Raw genomic sequence first — 19170 nt, forward strand, 5'->3', positions numbered from 1 at the left:
GAAGACGTCTGCTCACGGCCTGACATCAGTCGATGTCGTGGCCGAGACGCGGCCGACTTTTTCAACGATATCCGCCAAGAGCGGTCATCGCCCGAACTGCTACTCAGACGTTGCGTTTCGGGCCGCAAGCGGACCGGCAAGTTTCGGGAACGTTTGGTGGCCAAGCTGCCATTCGACGGCTCACCTATCGGACGGCACCCACCATTCCAGCCCTTCACGCGATGAACTTCAGCCCTATGACGGGCGGGTGCCACTCAGGCTAGTTTGAAGTCGTCGGCAACTCCTATCAACATGTACTCATTTGGTTAGTCTAGTTCGAGAAAGTCAGGCTACCGCCGCGGCTGTAACCGCATCCGCCTGCATCTTTTGAATGATCTGATGCCCCGCGGCGGCTTCTTCAGAGCCGCCTTCGACATGAACGGTGGGAAAGGCGAACTTGATGCCGTTCTCGTCGAAGGCCTTCTTGATCATCATGTAAGCCTTCCGCTTGATGCCGAATTGGGTGGCGGGCTTGGTCATCAACTTCATCCTGAGCACGATCGCAAAATCGCCGAAACTGTCGATGCCTTGCATCTTCAGCGGCTCAAGCGTGTCGGCCGCGAACTCCGGATCGGCCGCCAGCTCCTGGCCGATCTTCTTGATAAGCTTGCGCGCCAACTCGACATTGGAATCATAGGTCACGTTGACCGTCATCTTGTCCATCACCCAATCGCGGCTCATGTTCTGTATGGCGCCAAGCTCGCTAAACGGGACTGTATAGACCGGGCCCCGATGGTGCCGCAGCCGCACCGAGCGAAGGCTGAACGATTCGACAGTTCCTTTGTAGGAGCCGCTCTGGATGTACTCGCCCACGCGGAAGGCGTCGTCGAGCATATAGAAAACTCCGCTCAGAACATCCTTGACCAATGTCTGGGAGCCGAAGCCAATGGCGACGCCGAAGATGCCAGCACCGGCGATCAGCGGTGCGATCTGGACGCCCAGTCCAGACAGGATCGTCAGCACTGCGACTGCGGCGATGAAGACAGCAAGCGTGTTGCGGAAGATCGGCAGGAGCGTCCGCAGCCGGCCGGCGCGGGCTAGCTGATCGGCACTGCTCACCTCCGTTGGCGCGACGCTCATTCTATACTCGATCAGGGCCTTCGAAAGCTGCCAAAGCAGGTCCGCGACCAGCAGGATGATGATGGCGTTGAGCAGCCCGGTTATCAGAAAGCCGGCGGTTTCGTTGCCGGCAAATTGTGCTGCCCGGACACGCCAGATGTAGGCGAGCCAGGCGACGGCCCCGGCGATGACAAGTGCTCCCGCTCCTCTGACGACCAGAACCTCTATGATCACGCCGATCGCGCCGCTGCGCTTCGATCTGCCGACCAACGCAGTTGCCGCGGCAGCCACGCCGCGCACGGTGGTCGGTAAAACAAGGGCGAATATGCCGATCCAGAGCACGCCGATCAGGCCAGCGACCCAGACTACCCAGAGCACGACCAGGAACAAGGTGAGCAGGGATCGCCTGAGCAATGAGCCGCGCCAGCCAGGCCGGCGCCAGACGACGTCGATCGCGGTCGCCAGGATGCCCAGCCCGAACAGAAATGCGGCGAGCCCCGCAACCTCCTTGGAGAAACCAATGCCGGGCATAAAGCTGGCGATCGCCCAGCCGAAGAACAGGAAGCCAGCGACGAAGCTGACCCGCCAAAGCCAGAAACTGGTCGATGTTTCGTTCTCGAAAAGCGGCCTCGGTCCGGCTGATGCCTCACTCGCCTCGCCGCCAAACGCGAGAAACAATCGGGCGGCAGCGCGAACGAGACGGAATGCGACAAAGGCAAGAAGCAGCGTCAGAATAATCCTGCGCAGCAACGGCGGCCACTCCAACGCCAGAAACGAGCCGGCGCTCGCGATGGTGAAGGTCAGCAGCGCGGTTGTCTCGAAGAGGATCGTCTGCACTGCATCTGCTTGGGAAATTGCGCTCCGCGCTCTTGCAAGTGCTCTGCGGACCAGCCACTCAGCCCCGAAGCCGACTGCAATCAGGATAGCGAGGATACCCAGCACGAGCCCAGGCCGCCCAGAGTTCACGTCGCGCGAGATGATCGAGGAGGCGTTGGCCAGTTCTTCAGGCACGCGCGGGATGGCTGCACCGAGCGCGCCGAGACGGTCACGGATTTTCGTCTCCAAGCCCGACAATGTGTCGACCACGGAAGTTTCGGGCTGCTCCGTCGCCGGAGGGATCTTGGCTTCGAGCCACGCCTTCACTTCCGGGTCGGACAACAGGTCGAGAAATTGCTTTGCCTTTGCCGGGGGCAGATCGATTGGCGCCTCTTGCGCCCACGACACACCGTGAAAGAGGTAAATGAGCGCAAGGACGAAGCATGACAGTATTGAAAGTCGAGGGCGCAGTGCGTTGTTCATGGTGTGACCTCCAAGCCGCGCGTAGTCACCGGCACCGCGCGATCATCTACCGGCTTCCTTAGCGAAGCGACGCGTTGGGCAGTGGCAGACCATAGCGGTTCCGACAAACGATTGCTCGAGCCTTGGTGAGTTGACTACGGATCACTCAGTTGTCGGATCCCCCTTCAGAATTGTTCCGAGATCGTCCGGTGGGGAGCGATTGTTTTTCCTCTCAATGCCCGCAATTGGAGTGCTGACCGTCGTTGCCGCGACTTTGCCGACCGTATCCACCGTGCCGGCAATCACCAGGCCCAGCCCGTCACCAAGGCCCACTCTCGAGTCTGTCAAGGTTTGACCAGAGGCCAATTGTGCCCCCAGCAACTGAACGATTTCCGGACTCTCGGCGAACTTGCTGTGGTTCAGGCGATCGCCCGTCTTCACGTTGGTCAAGTCGATAACGGTTATTCCTGCCGCCTGCAGCTTGGATTTGTACGGCTCCTTTGATGGATCAACCTGTCCAACCCGATCGATATCGCCTGCGATCAGGCGCGAGACAGCAAGCGCCCGATCGTCGCGTGAGACAGTGATGGTGAATTTCGGCTTTTTCGGCCCGAGTTCAGTCCACTGGCGCCCGAAGACATCCACATCGAGGTCGGGAGATGCAAGGATGACGTTCCTGATCTTGGGCGAAACCTGCCCGTCCTCCAACGCCATTTGCCTGAGCGATTCCATGGCGAGCCAGGTTCCCATCGAGTGGGCCATGACGGTAACCTCCGTAACGCTGCGATCGTCAACCAAAGCCTTCAATGTTCGCTCGAATGCGGTGCGGGAGAAGTTGGTGCTTTCCTTGTCGTAATTATAGCCGAGCACGCTCGCACGCGACGGCCACGTAAAAAGGATGGGCGTGACCTTGGCTCTTGAGTCATTCACAAACTGCGCGAAGCGAAAAACCGAATCCTCGTAGCGGTTGTTGAAGCCATGTACGAATACGAGAACATGGCCGTTCGAATTGTGAGAGTGCAGCCAATTGTGAGCCTCGGGAATCGACAGGCTCTTCACAGCAACAACAGCGAATTCCTTTTGGGGATTGGGCGGCAGCTTTTTCGGCCACTCGACCGTCCCGGGTCCACGGTTCGGGGGAATTGAAATGGTCAGATCGGTCAGAGAAAGCGCCGGGCTGCGCTCGCCTGTAAACAGCGTTGCCGGGTCGCCGGAAGGCTTGCGGCTGGTCGCGACCAACATTGTCACATTCGATGCCGCCGGGGACACGAGGTTCGCTGAGATGGGCGCAAGGACGCCTTCCGGCCCTCCTCCGCACGCCGTCAGCGCAAGCAGGAACAGAGTCGAGATACTTCCATTGGCCCGCCTATTTATTAACAGAGACTGCGTCATCATTGTCCCTTTACTTTACCTCGGATCTCTCGGCGCGATGATGCTCGTCGACCGTAGGGCAAGCTCCCTTACGCCGAACGCTTGATGCAACGGAAGCCGAGGTGGCATGTGGATGTGTCTACAGGCTGCGCCATGCGCGCGGCCGGCCGGTAACGCCGGCAGCAGCTGGGAGCGCAGAGGAAGGACCCGCCTTTGGTGACCTTGCGTGGTATCCTGATATCGGGCGTCGCAAGATGGTAACTCGCCTCGCGCTGGCCGCCGCGCGGGTTGGTCGTCGTGCAACATGGGCTGTCCATCTGCCCGTGCTCCTGATACCAGTCAGTGGTCCACTGCCAGACATTGCCAGCCATGTCGTAGAGCCCATAGCCGTTCGCCGGAAACGAGCCGACCGGCGCGGTCCATTCATAGCCGTCCTCGCAATCGTTGCGGAATGGGAACTCGCCCTGGTACGTGTTGGCCATATGCTGTCCGCCAGGGGTTAGTTCGCCGCCCCATACGAACTCGGCGCCATCCAACCCGCCGCGAGCGGCAAACTCCCATTCGGCCTCGGTCGGTAGCGCCTTTCCCGCCCAACTCGCATAGGCTTGCGCGTCCTCGTATGCGATATGGACGACAGGATGCGTTTCAAGGCCCTTGAGGCTGCTGGCAGGACCGCGCGGATGTCGCCAGTTCGCGCCGCGAACGTGGGCCCACCAGTTGTAGTGATTGCTGCGATCGATGCCGCGCGGCGGCTTGACGAACAACGCTGAAGCCGGCGCCAATGAATCCGCGATGGCTCCAGGATAGTCCGCGGCATTTGCCGGACGCTCAGCCAGCGTGACGTAACCGCTGGCCTCGACAAAGCGCCCGAACTCACTGTTCTTGATCGTCGTGCGATCCATCCAGAAGCCGTCGACGACAACGCGATGGGCCGGCGCCTCTTCCGGATAGTGGTGGTTCGAGCCCATCAGGAATTGGCGGCCAGGAATCCACACCATGTCCTCGCGCACCGGCAACGCGATCGGCTTGCCCATACCGCCGTCAGTCCCCCAAGCTGAGCAGTGTCGACGGATCGGGGACGACGGGCGGCGCAAAGAAGGTCAGCCGCACTATTTCCATAAGCAGTTGCGGCGGCGCCATCTCGCTTGCTAATTCGGTGATGCGCCCTTGCAGCTCCTTCACCTTGTCGGGGTTCGCCGCCGCGAGATCGTGCGCTTCTGATTTGTCTTCGGAGAGATTGAAAAGCTCGGTCTTCGGCGGCAGTGAGGCCTTCCACACGAGCTTCCAGTCGCCTTTGCGAACGGCGCCCGCCAGAGGATCGACATTGTAGACCATCTCGCCGCGGGGAGAGGGCTTTGCTTCGCTCAGGGCGTCCCAGACATTCATGCCATCCAGCGGCTTGTTCTTCTCCAGTTTGGCGTCGGCTAGGGCGGCAAGGGTGGGATACATGTCCGCAACGTGGACTGTGCCGTCGACTACGCCCGGCTTGATCTTGCCCGGCCAGTTGGCGAGTGCGGCGACCCTGGTGCCGCCCTCATAGAGTGTGCCCTTGCCGTCACGATAGGGTCCGTTGTTGGCGGGCAACTCGCCGCCGACCTTCGAATCGCCGGCAAACAGCGAGTTCTTCACGCCACCATTGTCGCTGTGGAAGATGATGATGGTATTGTCGCGCATGCCCTTCTTTTCGAGCGCCGCAACCACCTTGCCGACGCCGTCATCCATCACCGAGATCATTGCCGCATATTTGCGCCGGTTCTCGTCCGCGATGCCCTTGAAGCGGTCGAGATACTCCTGCGGCGCCTGGAACGGCGTGTGTGGTGCGGTGAAGGCCAAGTAAAGGAACAGCGGGCTCTTGCCCTCGTGACGCTCGACAACCCGGACGGCCTCATTGCCAAACAGGGTGTTGTCAAAACCGCTTTCATTGAGCGGCTTATTGTTGCGATACCAGTCCTTCACGCCGTGGGACGAATGCTTGAAGTGGTCGATCTCTCCAACCAGAGCGCCGTAGAAATAGTCGAAGCCGCGCTGCCGCGGCCAGAACTCCGGCTTGGCGTGGCCGAGATGCCATTTGCCGACCATGGACGTCTTGTAGCCGGCGTCTTTCAGGACCTGCGGCAAGAGATACTCGTCCACAGGGAGCCCGTAGGTGCCCGCCGCCGGAATGACGCCTGTCTGAAGCCCGTAGCGCAGCGGATAGCGGCCGGTCATTAGCGCTGCGCGCGTCGGCGTGCACATGGGCAGGGCGTAAAACTGGTCGAAGCGTGCACCGCCCTGGGCGAGCTTGTCGAGGTTCGGCGTCTTGATATCCGAGCCGTTGAACCCGATGTCTCCCCATCCCATGTCGTCGGCCACGATGTAGACGATGTTGGGCTGCGAGGGCTGGGCCGCCGCCTGAGCGCCGGCGAGGCCGGCGAGCGCGCCTGAAAGGCCAAGGGGTGCGGCAAATCGTGAAACGGCAGCCGCCGTTCCAGCCATCAATGCGTCGCGCCGCGTGATCTTGTTGCTTGTGCCGGCTTCAGCCGGGAATTCTCGATCGATACTCATGCTCTCCGCCCTTCTCCCCTTCTGGGTAAATGCTTTTGGGGTATCAACGTCACCCCTCCCTGAAGAGCCAAGTCTTCAGGGTCAGCATTTCTGTGTTCCGACCAATAAGCACACCGGTTTCGAATACAAGCCGACGCCCTGTCCGCCGTCACTTGGCAGTCCAGCTAAGCGCACGCGCCACGAACCAGCCACTGCACGCCGATCCTCTATTGGGCGACCGAGAATTGATAGGTGAAACCCAGCATCGGCCCCTGCTGAGTGACCTTATTCACAAAACCATCGTGGCTATAATTGTCGTGCACAGCTCGATAGCCGACAAACATCGAAGTCTTTTCGTTGAAATGATAACCGGCGCCACCCATTACATCCCACATGGACTTAGACCCAGCGCCGAAGCCACCGATCAGGCCCCAGCCGGCCAGGTAGACTCCGTTACCAACATTGGCCTTGAATTTGGCACCGATCACCGGATCGACCCATGTGTCGCCGTCGCTCGCTGAGGTACCGTCAAGGGCGCCGCCGTGGAACTCGAAACGGTTGTCGGCCGACCACAGGCGGGCGCCGGCCACCACATCAATATTCGTCCCGTCTTGATAATATAGGCTGTAGCCGCCAAGCGCCGTCCCCATGAAAGTGCTCACGGTCGCATCAACGTTTGAAGCGAGGATCCCCCGGGGGCTGTCTATGTCGGCGTTGAGCCTCGCGTAGACTATATCGGTGCTGATGGTGAAACGCCCGTTGCGGGCCTCCGAAACTCCCATAAAGCCGAATTTGAGGTGCTGCAGCACGTCACTGAAGCTCACATCGACATCCTGAGGCGGGAATCCGAAGAGGCCGCTTTCTCCGTTGATGCCTGATGCCCATAAATACGGGGCGACAGTAATAGTCCAACCTTCGTCCTGCTGCTTGGTTGTATCCGCTGCAAATGCATTGAACGTACAAAGTACGGATGCTCCTGCCGCTCCCAGGACAGCCAAACGAAATCTTTTCATGCTCGTCCCCATTTGTCCTCCTCCTAGCGCCAGTTCCCCTAGCGCAGGCTCGGCCGCCGCCGGTGCGCCCGCGTCATATTTGGAGCAGCGTCGGATTAACCCTCGCTTTGCAGTCGGTCAAATTGGGGCGGACGTGACGGATCGACGTATCGGCGTTTTGTGCCATTCGCTCCCCCGGTCTCAGCGCTGTATGATAACCATGGCGAAAGCGCTCGATGTTCTCGGCGCTCCCGTCTGAACGGGATCCCTGCGTCCATGGTCCCCACCAGTCGCGCGACATTTTTGTGTCGATTGATCTCGCGCAATTGATCTCGCGCAATTTGCGTCTAAGCTACACCTAATACAACCGTGCCGCTATCCACTTTGCGCAAAGGACGTTCTTTTGAGCGCCTGGCCTTCATCACCTTCGTACAGGGACGTGCAGCTTGGCCCTGACGAGCTTAGCAGTGCCGCCTCTGGTCTGCCCGTGAAGATCGACAGGCTTTCGCCCGGCTGGCTTCCGTCGCGCATCAGGCAGATTCAGTCGCCCGGCAAGTGGGCGCTCGATCTGCCTCAATTCAATTGCGCTTTCCGCGCTAGTGGCGGTTTCGATCCAGGCTCCGTGGGGTTAGTGGGCGTCGAGCGAGCCTGTGGGTCTACAATATGCGGCATCCCACTCGAAGACGACATGATCCTGGCAATCCCGGCTGGCACGAGTGTAACGGCGACAGTCCAGCCCGGCTTCACCTACGCAGTTGCCATTGTTCCGACCGCGATTTGGACGGAAATCCAGGCGGTTGCTGCCGGGGTGATCATGGAGCCGATCAGCGATCGCCCAGCAGCAGTTCGGCTTGCGAGCAGCGATGCACAAAGTATCCGAAGCCAGATGAAGTCGATGGCGGATCACCTCGGGAGAGTTGCAACCGATTCGGCTCTGCCGGAGCAGCCTCCAGGCGCGTTTGTGGACTATTTAGGAGCGGTGGCTGACGCGTTCGCGCGCGCAGCCGGTCGTGAAACCGGGACAACCGGTTCCATGGGTCGTCATCTCAGACAAGCGTCGGCGGCCGAGGATTTCATTCGCTCCCATATACGGGAAGACATACCCATAATTCGACTGTGCAAGGAAATCGGTGTCAGCCGTCGACAATTGGAATACGCTTTTCGTACCACATTCTCAGTAACCCCGCTCGAATTTATCAGAGCGCTCCGCCTCAACGAAGCCAGACGGCTACTTGCCACCGCACGTGCAAACGGCTTGAGCGTTACGACGATCGCGATGGACGTGGGGGCCAACCATCTGGGCCGCTTCGCGGCGAATTATCGCCTGTTCTTCGGTGAATCTCCCAAGGAAACGCTCAAGCGAGCCGCGAGATCGTGACCAGGGCGTAACGTCCGCCGAGAAATTGCGCCGCGTTATCATTGCGAGCAGTTCCGATGGAATATGCGCAATCCGGATAGAAGTCGCATTCGAGAGTTAGTATCTTCTAAGCTACTAAAAATCGCGCTGCCTCGGCCCGCAGGTCGGGAAACGGGCCCACCCTAATTTTGGTTCGACGCAGGCCTGCGTCAGGCGCGTGGGGCATCGGTTGCAGATTTAATCACGTGGAGTGGTAAGCTTTCGGGAGGATAAAATGACCAGACTTAGCTTGAGATTGACAGGTGCTGCCGGAATCGTCGTCGCCTTAATGTTTGGCGGTTTGCTCGACGCGGCTGTGCCGTTCGCCCCTTTCGTTGGCGACGCGCAGGCGAAAGTTGGCCGTCCGCTCACGCCAGGCAGCGCCGCAGGGGTCGCCAGGCGTACCACACGCCGAACGATCCGCCGTTCGACCGTCTACGTGACCAGGCTCCCGGCAGCCTGTGTGAGGACCTCGATCAACGGCACCGTGTTGTGGCACTGTGGCAGCACGTATTATCAGCCTTATGGTGGACGCTACGTGGTCGTTCACATCCATTGAGTGGGAAGCTCCGCGCCAGCCTTGCTTGGCGTCGTCTGCTGAGCACTCCGCCGTCGACCAAGGCCCCGGAACTGCGTCCCACGAAGACTGCTGTGGCGGATGTCTGCTAACAGGTAAGGTAAGCGTTTGCGATAACGCCCGATCTGCGGCGCAAAGCTGTCATGGACTGCTCCGCTTGGCAGCAGCGTCGCGGCCTCAAGTTCGTAGCCGCGGCCGTCGCTCCCAATCCCTCGGGCGGCGCACCGCCTTCGTTTCCATGAATCTCGCCATGCCGCATTGCACAATCGCCTCGCCTGCGCAAAAAATGCGGCATGATGCGCAAATCCCTCACTGTCCTGGTGATCGATGAAAACCACATCCGCGCTTCGATAATCGAAGCGGGGCTGCGGGAGGCCGGGCATCGGCAGGTCACGGTCATCCACAACGTCGCCGGCATAGCGCGGCGGATCGCCGAGATCGAACCCGACGTCATCGTCATCGACCTCGAGAATCCCAACCGCGACATGCTCGAAAACATGTTCCAGCTTTCGCGCGTGGTGAAGCGGCCGATCGCCATGTTCGTCGACCGCTCGGACCAGGCTTCGATCGAGGCAGCGGTGGAAGCCGGGGTGTCGGCCTATGTCGTCGACGGCCTGCGCCAGGAGCGGGTCAAGCCGATCCTCGACATGGCGATCAGCCGCTTCAACGCGTTTTCGCGCATGGCGCGCGAACTGGAAGAGGCCCGCAGCGAATTGGAAAGCCGCAAGGTGATCGATCGCGCCAAGGGCATACTGATGAAGTCGCGCGGCCTGTCGGAGGACGCGGCCTATACGCTGCTGCGCAAGACCGCCATGAACCAGAACCGCAAGATCGGCGAAATCGCCCAGAGCCTGGTGACGGCGGCAGGCCTTCTGGATCCCGAGGAGAGTTGAGAATGGCGGCCGAGCACCGGATCAATGCTGGCTTCATGCCGCTCTTCGACAGCGCTGTCCTTGTCGCGGCGAAGGAAATCGGCTTCGCCTTGCGCGAAGGCATCGACCTCACGCTCAACCGGGAAACGTCCTGGGCCAACATCCGCGACCGCATCGCCATCGGCCATTTCGATCTGGCGCATATGCTGGGGCCGATGCCGATCGCCTGCAATCTGGGGCTGACGCCGCTCGCTTCCGATACGGTCGTGCCGTTTTCGCTCGGCCTCGGCGGCAATTGCGTGACGGTTTCGAACGCGGTCTGGGCGGGCATGGCCGCGCACGGCGCCCGACCCGACCTCGATCCGGCGCGGGCCGGCAGGGTGTTGGGGGCGCTGATTCGTGAACGGGCAAATGCCGGCGGCGATCCGCTTCGCTTCGCCGTCGTCCATCCGCACTCCGGACACAATTACGAACTGCGCTACTGGCTCGCCGCCTGCGGCATCGACCCATCGCGTGAAATCGAAATCGTCATCGTGCCGCCCCCCTTCATGGCGGACGCGCTCGCTGCCGGCAGGATCGACGGCTACTGCGTCGGCGAACCCTGGAACAGCGCCTCGGTCGTCGCCGGCACCGGCCGCATCGCCACGGTCAAGGCGGCCATTTGGAAGACCAGCCCGGAGAAAGTCGTCGGCGTGCGCAAGGCCTGGGCGGAAAAACAGCCGGACGCGCTTTCGGCCCTGCTGCGCGCGCTGCATCATGCGGCGCGCTGGTGCCAGGATCCGGCGAACCGCGGCGAACTCGCGGCCCTGATGGCGCAGCCGGCTTTCCTTGGCTTGGCGCCGGCGCTGCAGATGTCGATCCTCAGCGGCCATCTTGCGCTCGGCGGCGGCGCGGAACTGAGCGTCGACGACTTCTTCCTGCCCTTCGACAAGGCGGCGAACTTCCCGTGGAAGAGCCATGCGCTGTGGTTCTACACGCAGATGGTGCGCTGGGGGCATGTCGCGCACACGCCGGAAAACCTCGCTATTGCCCGCGACTGCTACCGTCCCGATCTCTACCGCTCGGCGTTGAAGCCGCTTGGCGTGGCGCTTCCCGGTGCCAATGCCAAGGTCGAGGGCGCGCTGAAGGCCGCGACTCCAGTTGGTTCGGCGGGGGCAAGCCTGGTGCTCGGTCCCGACGGTTTCTTCGATGGCCAGATCTTCGATCCCGACGAGATCGACGCCTACATTGCGAGCCAGAAGTTGTCGCGCGCCGAAGCCTGATCATTTCCGCGCCATTCTTGTGCACTGCACAAAAAATGTGCGTGCAACGGCGCTAATGAACAATCTTTGGCTTGCTCGCCCGGCGGGCCGGGGCGCCGGCGATTTTGGCACATAATTGATATCATTGATGTTTCTCATCCATTCCGAAACTGGCACGGTTCCTGCTTTGTAAAAGGCAGACTCTTCTCGAGTCACGGAATACGCGTCCAATGGCGGGCGCTACAGGCAAAGCTGCCGCTCAGGTCAACACGCGATCCCGGATGGACGGACGCGCGAGGCCTGGCCGGCGGCTTTTTTGTTTTCACGCAATCGACGGCGCAGATCCAAGCCGCGCCCAACCGGAGATGACGATGACGAAACGCATCAAGAGCCATCCCGCGCAGACGGCGATCAGCCGCCGCGATTTCCTGAGGATCAGCGCGGCCACCGCGGCAACGCTGGCCGCTGCGCGTGCGCTGCTGCCCTCCGGCGCCTATGCGGCGCCCGCCGCGCCGGAAGTCACCGGCGCCAAGCTCGGCTTCATTGCGCTGACCGACGCCGCGCCGCTGATGATTGCCAAGGAGAAAGGCCTGTTCGAGAAATTCGGCATGCCCGATGTCGAGGTGCTCAAGCAGGCCTCGTGGGGCGCAACGCGCGACAATCTGGTGCTCGGCGGCGAAGCCAACGGCATTGACGGTGCCCATATCCTGACGCCGATGCCTTATCTGATGCACACCGGCAAGGTGACGCAGAACAACCAGCCGCTGCCGATGGCGATCGTGGCGCGGCTCAACTACGACTGCCAGGGCATTTCCGTCGCCCAGGAATATGCCGGCACCGGCGTCGGTCTCGACGCCTCCAAGCTGAAGGAAGCCTTCGCCGCCAAGAAGGCGTCGGGCAAGGAGGTCAAGGCCGCCATGACCTTCCCGGGCGGAACGCACGACCTCTGGCTGCGCTACTGGCTGGCCGCCGGCGGCATCGATCCCGACAAGGACGTCTCGACCATCGTCGTGCCGCCACCGCAGATGGTCGCCAACATGAAGGTCGGCAACATGGACGTGTTCTGCGTCGGCGAGCCGTGGAACGAGCAGCTCGTCCATCAGGGCGTCGGCTTCACCGCCGCCACCACGGGCGAACTGTGGAAGGGCCATCCGGAAAAGGCGCTCGGCCTGCGCGCCGCCTTCATCGACAAGTACCCGAACGCCACCAAGGCGATCCTGATGGCCGTCATGGAGGCCCAGCAATGGTGCGAAGCAAAAGAAAACAAGGGCGAGATGGCCGCCATCATCGGCAAGCGGCAGTGGATGAACGTGCCGACCGCCGACATCATCGGCCGCCTCAAGGGCGACATCAACTACGGCAATGGCCGCGTCGCCAACGGCACCGACCTCTATATGAAGTTCTGGCAGGGCGGCGTGTCCTATCCCTTCAAGAGCCACGACAGCTGGTTCCTCGCCGAGAACATTCGCTGGGGCAAGTTCGCGCCGACCACCGACATCAAGGCGCTGGTCGGCCAGGTCAACCGTGAGGATCTGTGGCGCGAGGCGGCCAAGGATCTTGGTGTCGCCGCGGCCGATATTCCGACGTCGTCGTCGCGCGGCCCCGAAACCTTCTTCGACGGCAAGATCTTCGATCCGGAGAACCCGTCGGCCTATCTCGACAGCCTGAAGATCAAGGTGTCGGCCTGACATAGATGCGCGGCAGGCGGCGGCAGCGCCGCCTGCCTTGCGTGCCGCCAAGGAGTTTTTCGAAAAAATGTCTATCCAAGCCATCGAGGACAGCAAGGTGAAGCCGTTCCCCGCGCCGGCCAAGCCCGCCGAGGTCATCGCTTTCACCGCCAGGGCGCGGCGCCGCTTCGACCCGGCCGCGATCGGCGCCAGGCTGGCCAGCACGCTGGTGCCGCCGGTCATTGTCATCACCATCATGCTCGTCGTCTGGCAGGTCGCCTGTTCGTCGCCCACAGCCAGCCTGCCACCGCCGAGCCAGGTGTGGAACGAGGCCTATGACCTGATCGCCCATCCGTTCTTCGATAACGGCCCGCAGGATATCGGGCTCGCCTGGCGGGTGCTGATGTCGCTGCAGCGCGTCGCCATGGGCTTCGGCCTGGCGGCAATCGTCGGCGTCGCGCTCGGCGCCCTCGTCGGCCAGTCGATCTGGGCGATGCGCGGCCTCGATCCGGTCTTCCAGATCCTGCGCACGGTGCCGCCGCTCGCCTGGCTGCCGCTGTCGCTGGCGGCGTTCCGCGATTCCAGCCCGTCGGCGATCTTCGTCATCTTCATCACCTCGATCTGGCCCATCATCATCAACACCGCGGTCGGTGTCCGCAACATCCCCGAGGACTACCGCAACGTCGCCCGTATACTCCGGCTCAACCAGTTCGAGTTCTTCGTGAAGATCATGGTGCCGGCGGCCGCGCCTTACATCTTCACCGGCTTGCGGATCGGCATCGGCCTGTCGTGGCTGGCCATCGTCGCCGCCGAAATGCTGACCGGCGGCGTCGGCATCGGCTTCTTCATCTGGGACGCCTGGAACTCGTCGCGCCTGCCCGACATCATCGTCGCGCTCGCCTATATCGGTGTCACCGGTTTCTGCCTCGACCGCCTGGTCGCGGCGGTCGGCGTCTTCGTCACCCGCGGCACAACGGCAAAGTGAGGAGAGCGCCATGACGGCCTATCTGAAGCTCGACCACATCGACAAATCCTTCGCCCGCGGCACCCAGGTCAGCGACGTCCTGAAGGACATCCGCCTCACCATCGATAAGGGCGAATTCGTCTCGATCATCGGCCATTCAGGCTGCGGCAAGTCGACCTTGCTCAACCTGATCGCCGGGCTGACCAAGGTCTCGGCCGGCGCCGTGCTGCTCGAAGACAAGGAGGTCGACAGCCCCGGCCCCGAACGCGCCGTGGTGTTCCAGAACCACAGCCTGCTGCCATGGCTGACCGTCTACGAAAACATCAATTTGGCAGTATCGAAGGTCTTTGGCCGGAGGAAGAGCCGGGCCGAACGGCATGACTGGATCATGCGCAATCTGGATCTCGTGCAGATGGCGCATGCCAAGGACAAACGTCCGGCGGAGATATCGGGCGGCATGAAGCAGCGCGTCGGCATCGCCCGGGCGCTGGCCATGGAGCCAAAGATCCTGCTGCTCGACGAGCCCTTCGGCGCGCTCGACGCGCTGACGCGCGCCCATCTTCAGGACGCGGTGATGGATATCCATTCCCGGCTCGGCTCGACGACGATCATGATCACCCACGATGTCGACGAGGCGGTGCTGTTGTCCGACCGCATCGTCATGATGACCAACGGCCCGGCGGCAACGATCGGCGAGGTTCTTGCCGTGCCGCTGGCCCGGCCGCGCCGGCGCATCGAGCTTTCCTCCGACCGCACTTTCTTGCGCTGCCGCGAGGCGGTGCTGAAATTCCTCTACGAACGTCACCGCTTCGTCGAAGCCGCGGAGTAAGGCAGTAACCGGAAAACTCGTCATCATCATTGGCAATCTGCATCGGCAATGGGCAATCTACCGCATTGCACAAATATTATGCTGCTGTGCAAGGCATTCTGACTAATCTTGATCCGCTGCCGAGCTTGGCCAAAAGTCGCGCGGCTGCGGTTCTCATTGATTTCATTCGATAATTCAGAGCGCTGACGAATTGGCACGCTTCCTGCTTTTCAAAATGTAGGTCCGCAAGGGCCAAGTGACACGGCGTCCAATGGCGGGCGCCACAGGCAAAGCTGCCGCTCAGGTCCACACGCTCCCGGAACGCCGGACGCGAAGACCTGGCCGGCGGCTTTTTTGTTTTGACGCAATCGACGGCGCTGGTCCAAGCGGCGCCCAACCGGAGACGACGATGATGAAACGGATCGGAACTTGCGCGTCCCTCGAGGACTTCACGCACCGCGATTTTCCGGCCGCTAGCGCGCTGGCGGCGATGCCGCGCCGCTGACAGTCGCGAACGAACAGGACAAGGGCGGTGCCTCCCACGCCGCTGACCGGAGCCAGAAAATGACCGCAAATCTCCCAGCCGCGCCCAGCCAGGACAGTGCTCCCCGGCAGGCGCTTGTCATGTCCACTATCGCCTTCACCGTCTGCTTCGCGGTGTGGACGATATTTTCAATCATCGGCATTCGCATAAAGCAGGAGCTTGGACTGAACGAGACGGAATTCGGCTTGCTCGTCGGCACGCCGATCCTCACCGGCTCGCTCGTACGTATGGTACTCGGTGTCTGGACCGACCGTTTTGGCGGACGGCTGGTATACACCGCGACCATGCTTGCGGCGGCGGTCGCGACCTTTCTGCTCGCTTTTGCGCACACCTACGGGCAGATGCTGGTCGCTGCGCTAGGCGTTGGGCTCGCCGGCGGTTCCTTCGCCGTCGGTGTCGCCTATGTCTCGCGCTTCTTCCCGGCCGGCAAGCAGGGCACGGCGCTTGGCATTTTCGGTGTCGGCAATGTCGGCGCCGCGGTCACCAAGTTCCTGGCACCGTTCGTGCTTCTGTCCTGGGGCTGGCAGTCGGTCGCGCTGATCTGGGCGGCAGCACTCGTCGTCATGGCCGCCGTCTTCTGGTTCACGACCGGCGACGATCCGGTCATCCGCGAGCGTCGCGTCGGCAAGGCTGCACCCGCGGGAAGCTTCTTGCAGGAATTCGCGCCGCTCAAGAACCTGCAGGTCTGGCGTTTCGCCTTCTATTATTTCTTCGCCTTCGGTGCATTCGTGGCGCTCTCGCTGTGGCTGCCCCGCTACCTGATCGGCGTCTACGGCTTCGGGCTTGCGACCGCCGGCATGATCGGCGCGGCCTATTCAATTCCGGCAAGTATTTTCCGCGCCTATGGCGGCGTGCTTTCCGACCGGATCGGCGCCCGCACCGTGCTCTACTGGACCTTCGCTGTCAGTGCCGCCGCGACTCTCGTTCTGTCTCTCCCCTCGGCAGACTACGTCGTGCGCGGTGTCAGCGGGCCGATCGCCTTCCATTTCGAGGTCGGCCCGCTCGCCTTCATAGCCGTTGCCTGTGTGCTCGGCTTCTTCATGAGCCTTGGCAAGGCTGCCGTCTACAAGCACATCCCGGCTTACTATCCGCAGAGTGTCGGCGCGGTCGGCGGCGTTGTCGGCATGATTGGCGGGCTCGGCGGCTTTATCCTGCCAATCGTCTTCGGCGCGCTCAACGACCTCACCGGCGTCTGGTCGAGCTGCTTCATGCTGCTCTTCGTCATCGTCGCCACCTGCTTTGCCTGGATGCATTTTTCCATCCGGCGGATGGAGCGCACGGCGTCTGACGAAGCTTCAGGCCTTTCCTACGCGGCTGAGTGAGACCGGAGTGGATCAGGACATGACCGAGAAACTCGTTATCATCGGCAACGGCATGGCCCCTGGGCGCATGCTGGAGCACCTCCTGGAAAAGGCGCCTGGGCGCTACCAGGTCACCATCTTCAACGCCGAGCCGCGCGTGAACTACGACCGCATCATGCTGTCGCCGGTTCTGTCGGGCGAAAAGGCCTATGAGGAGATCATCATCCATGGCGACGGCTGGTACATCAAGCACGGCATCACCCTCTACAAGGGTCACAAGATCGTCGCCATCGACCGGCAGGCAAAGACCGTCACCTCCGATCATGGCGTGACCGAGCCCTATGACAAGCTCGTCATCGCCACCGGCTCGGTGCCGTTCATCATTCCGGTGCCCGGTCATGACCTGCCGGGCGTGCTCACGTATCGCGATCTCGACGACGTCCGCGCCATGATGCTGGCCGCCCAGTCGCGGGCCAAGGCGGTGGTCATCGGCGGCGGCCTGCTCGGGCTCGAGGCAGCAGCGGGCTTGAATTCGCAAGGCATGGACGTCACCGTGCTGCATGTCATGCCAACGCTGATGGAGCGTCAGCTCGATCCGGCCGCCGGCTATCTCCTGCAGCGCGCTGTCGAGCAGCGCGGGATCAAGGTCATCACCAAGGCAAACACCCAGGCGATATCAGGCAACGGCAAGGTCGAGCGGGTGGAGCTTGCCGACGGCACCATCATCCCGGCGACGCTTGTCGTCATGGCGGTGGGCATCAGGCCGAATGCGGCGCTGGCGAAGGAAGCCGGCATTGCAGTCAACCGCGGCATCGTCGTCGACGCCGGCATGCGCAGCAACGATCCCGACATCTACGCAATCGGCGAATGCGCCGAGATCAACGGCCAGGTCTACGGGCTGGTCGCGCCCCTCTACGAGATGGCGCGTGTCGCCGCCAGCCATCTGGCCGGCAACGAGGCGGCGGCTTTCGTCCACATGGACACGCCGACCAAGCTCAAGGTCACCGGCATCGAGCTGTTCTCTCTCGGCGACTTCGCCGAAGGCGATGATCGCCAGGAGATCGTGCTGCGCGATGCCGCGGCCGGCGTCTACAAGCGCCTGGTGCTCAAGGATGACCGCATCATCGGCACGGTGCTTTATGGCGAGACGGCGGACGGCGCCTGGTTCAACGACCTCAAGAAGAAGCAGACCGACATATCCGAGATGCGCGACACGCTCATCTTCGGCCAGTCCTACCAGGGAGGCGCCCCCCTGGACCCTATGGCGGCCGTTGCAGCCTTGCCGGATGATGCGGAAATCTGCGGTTGCAACGGCGTATGCAAGGGAAAGATCACCGGCGCGATCACGGCCAAGGGCCTGACCTCGCTCGATGACGTGCGCGCCCACACCAAGGCGTCGGCCTCCTGCGGCTCCTGCACCGGGCTGGTCGAAAAGCTGATGGTGCTGACCATCGGCGACAAATACAACCCCGCGGCCGTCCAGCCGATGTGCAGTTGCACCGCGCTTGGCCATGACGACGTCCGCCGGCTGATCAAGGCCAAGGGCCTGAAGACCATTCCCGCCGTCATGCAGGAACTGGAATGGAAGACCTCCTGCGGCTGCGCCAAGTGCCGGCCGGCGCTAAACTATTATCTCGTCTGCGACTGGCCTGACGAATACGCCGACGACTACCAGTCGCGCTTCATCAACGAGCGCGTCCACGCCAATATCCAGAAGGACGGCACCTATTCGGTAGTGCCGCGAATGTGGGGCGGCGTCACCAACGCCGCCGAATTGCGCGCCATCGCCGACGTCGTCGACAAGTTCGAGATCCCGATGGTCAAGGTCACCGGCGGCCAGCGCATCGACATGCTCGGAATCCGCAAGGAAGACCTGCCGGCGGTATGGGCCGATCTCGGCCAGGCCGGCTTCGTCTCCGGCCACGCCTATGCCAAGGGACTGCGCACAGTGAAGACCTGCGTCGGCTCCGACTGGTGCCGGTTCGGCACGCAGGATTCGACCGGCTTGGGCATCCGTATCGAAAAATTCATGTGGGGCTCGTGGACCCCGGCCAAGGTCAAGATGGCGGTGTCGGGCTGTCCGCGAAACTGCGCCGAGGCGACCTGCAAGGATGTCGGCGTGATCTGCGTCGATAGCGGCTACGAGATCCATTTCGCCGGCGCCGCCGGCCTCGATATCAAGGGCACCGAAGTGCTCGGCCTGGTCAAGACCGAGGACGAGGCGCTGGAGCATATCGTGGCGTTGACGCAGATGTACCGCGAGCAGGGCCGCTATCTCGAACGTATCTACAAATGGGCCAAGCGCGTCGGCATCGCCGAGATCAAGCGCCAGATCCTGGACGATGGCGAGAAGCGCAAAGCCTATTTCGACCGCTTCGTCTTCTCGCAGAAATTCGCCCAGGTCGATCCGTGGTCGGAACGTGCTTCCGGCAAGGACAAGCATGAATTCCGGCCGATGGCTTCGGTCGGCTTTGCGCAGGCGGCGGAGTAGGCGCGTGTTCCCGAAAAGTGGAATGCGGTTTTCGGACAAGAACACGT

At 62.0% G+C, this 19170-nt stretch carries 14 protein-coding genes; 9 read left to right on the forward strand and 5 right to left on the reverse strand.

Translation table 11 applies throughout. The features are described from left to right. Positions 1–324: 324 nt before the first annotated feature. From AC0L2P_RS02300 to AC0L2P_RS02320, 5 genes are all read right to left on the reverse strand, one after another. On the reverse strand, positions 325–2397 hold the full coding sequence (locus tag AC0L2P_RS02300) for a mechanosensitive ion channel family protein (protein WP_473499653.1): 2073 nt from the start codon (positions 2395–2397) through the stop codon (positions 325–327). Positions 2398–2538: 141 nt separating this feature from the next. Beyond that, the gene (locus tag AC0L2P_RS02305; protein WP_473499654.1) at positions 2539–3768 is read right to left on the reverse strand and encodes an alpha/beta hydrolase; all 1230 of its coding nucleotides are present in this window, start codon (positions 3766–3768) and stop codon (positions 2539–2541) included. Between the two features lie 68 nt (positions 3769–3836). Continuing rightward, entirely contained in the window at positions 3837–4781 is a 945-nt protein-coding gene (locus AC0L2P_RS02310; protein WP_473499655.1) for a formylglycine-generating enzyme family protein, read from the reverse strand. Between the two features lie 7 nt (positions 4782–4788). Next, positions 4789–6291: an arylsulfatase B gene (locus tag AC0L2P_RS02315; protein ID WP_473499656.1), complete on the reverse strand. Its 1503-nt coding sequence runs from the start codon at positions 6289–6291 to the stop codon at positions 4789–4791. 206 nt (positions 6292–6497) lie between these two features. Next, on the reverse strand, positions 6498–7283 hold the full coding sequence (locus tag AC0L2P_RS02320) for a hypothetical protein (protein WP_473499657.1): 786 nt from the start codon (positions 7281–7283) through the stop codon (positions 6498–6500). 466 nt (positions 7284–7749) lie between these two features. Here AC0L2P_RS02320 and AC0L2P_RS02325 point away from each other — a divergent pair, with 466 nt between their 5' ends. The 9 genes from AC0L2P_RS02325 (at position 7750) to nirB (ending at position 19123) form a co-directional block, all read left to right on the forward strand. After that, entirely contained in the window at positions 7750–8640 is an 891-nt protein-coding gene (locus tag AC0L2P_RS02325; protein WP_473499658.1) for a helix-turn-helix domain-containing protein, read from the forward strand. Positions 8641–8893: 253 nt separating this feature from the next. Beyond that, positions 8894–9217 carry a hypothetical protein gene (locus AC0L2P_RS02330; RefSeq protein WP_473499659.1) on the forward strand — a complete coding sequence of 108 codons (324 nt, stop codon included), beginning with the start codon at positions 8894–8896 and terminating at the stop codon, positions 9215–9217. Between the two features lie 311 nt (positions 9218–9528). Beyond that, entirely contained in the window at positions 9529–10128 is a 600-nt protein-coding gene (locus tag AC0L2P_RS02335) for an ANTAR domain-containing response regulator (protein ID WP_473499660.1), read from the forward strand. A gap of 2 nt (positions 10129–10130) precedes the next feature. After that, positions 10131–11369 carry a CmpA/NrtA family ABC transporter substrate-binding protein gene (locus AC0L2P_RS02340; RefSeq protein ID WP_473499661.1) on the forward strand — a complete coding sequence of 413 codons (1239 nt, stop codon included), beginning with the start codon at positions 10131–10133 and terminating at the stop codon, positions 11367–11369. A 350-nt stretch (positions 11370–11719) separates the two neighbouring features. Further along, on the forward strand, positions 11720–13036 hold the full coding sequence (locus tag AC0L2P_RS02345; RefSeq protein WP_473499662.1) for a CmpA/NrtA family ABC transporter substrate-binding protein: 1317 nt from the start codon (positions 11720–11722) through the stop codon (positions 13034–13036). A gap of 67 nt (positions 13037–13103) precedes the next feature. Beyond that, positions 13104–14000 carry a nitrate ABC transporter permease gene (ntrB, locus tag AC0L2P_RS02350; protein ID WP_473499663.1) on the forward strand — a complete coding sequence of 299 codons (897 nt, stop codon included), beginning with the start codon at positions 13104–13106 and terminating at the stop codon, positions 13998–14000. A gap of 10 nt (positions 14001–14010) precedes the next feature. Further along, positions 14011–14808 (forward strand): ABC transporter ATP-binding protein, encoded by a 798-nt coding sequence (locus AC0L2P_RS02355; RefSeq protein WP_473499664.1) that lies wholly within the window; start codon positions 14011–14013, stop codon positions 14806–14808. 543 nt (positions 14809–15351) lie between these two features. Then, a complete protein-coding gene (locus AC0L2P_RS02360) occupies positions 15352–16653 on the forward strand; it encodes an MFS transporter (RefSeq protein WP_473499665.1) in 1302 nt (433 codons plus the stop codon). 19 nt (positions 16654–16672) lie between these two features. Further along, on the forward strand, positions 16673–19123 hold the full coding sequence (gene nirB / locus AC0L2P_RS02365) for a nitrite reductase large subunit NirB (RefSeq protein ID WP_473499666.1): 2451 nt from the start codon (positions 16673–16675) through the stop codon (positions 19121–19123). Positions 19124–19170 lie beyond the last annotated feature (47 nt).

The sequence above is a fragment of the Mesorhizobium sp. WSM4836 genome (assembly GCF_055811815.1).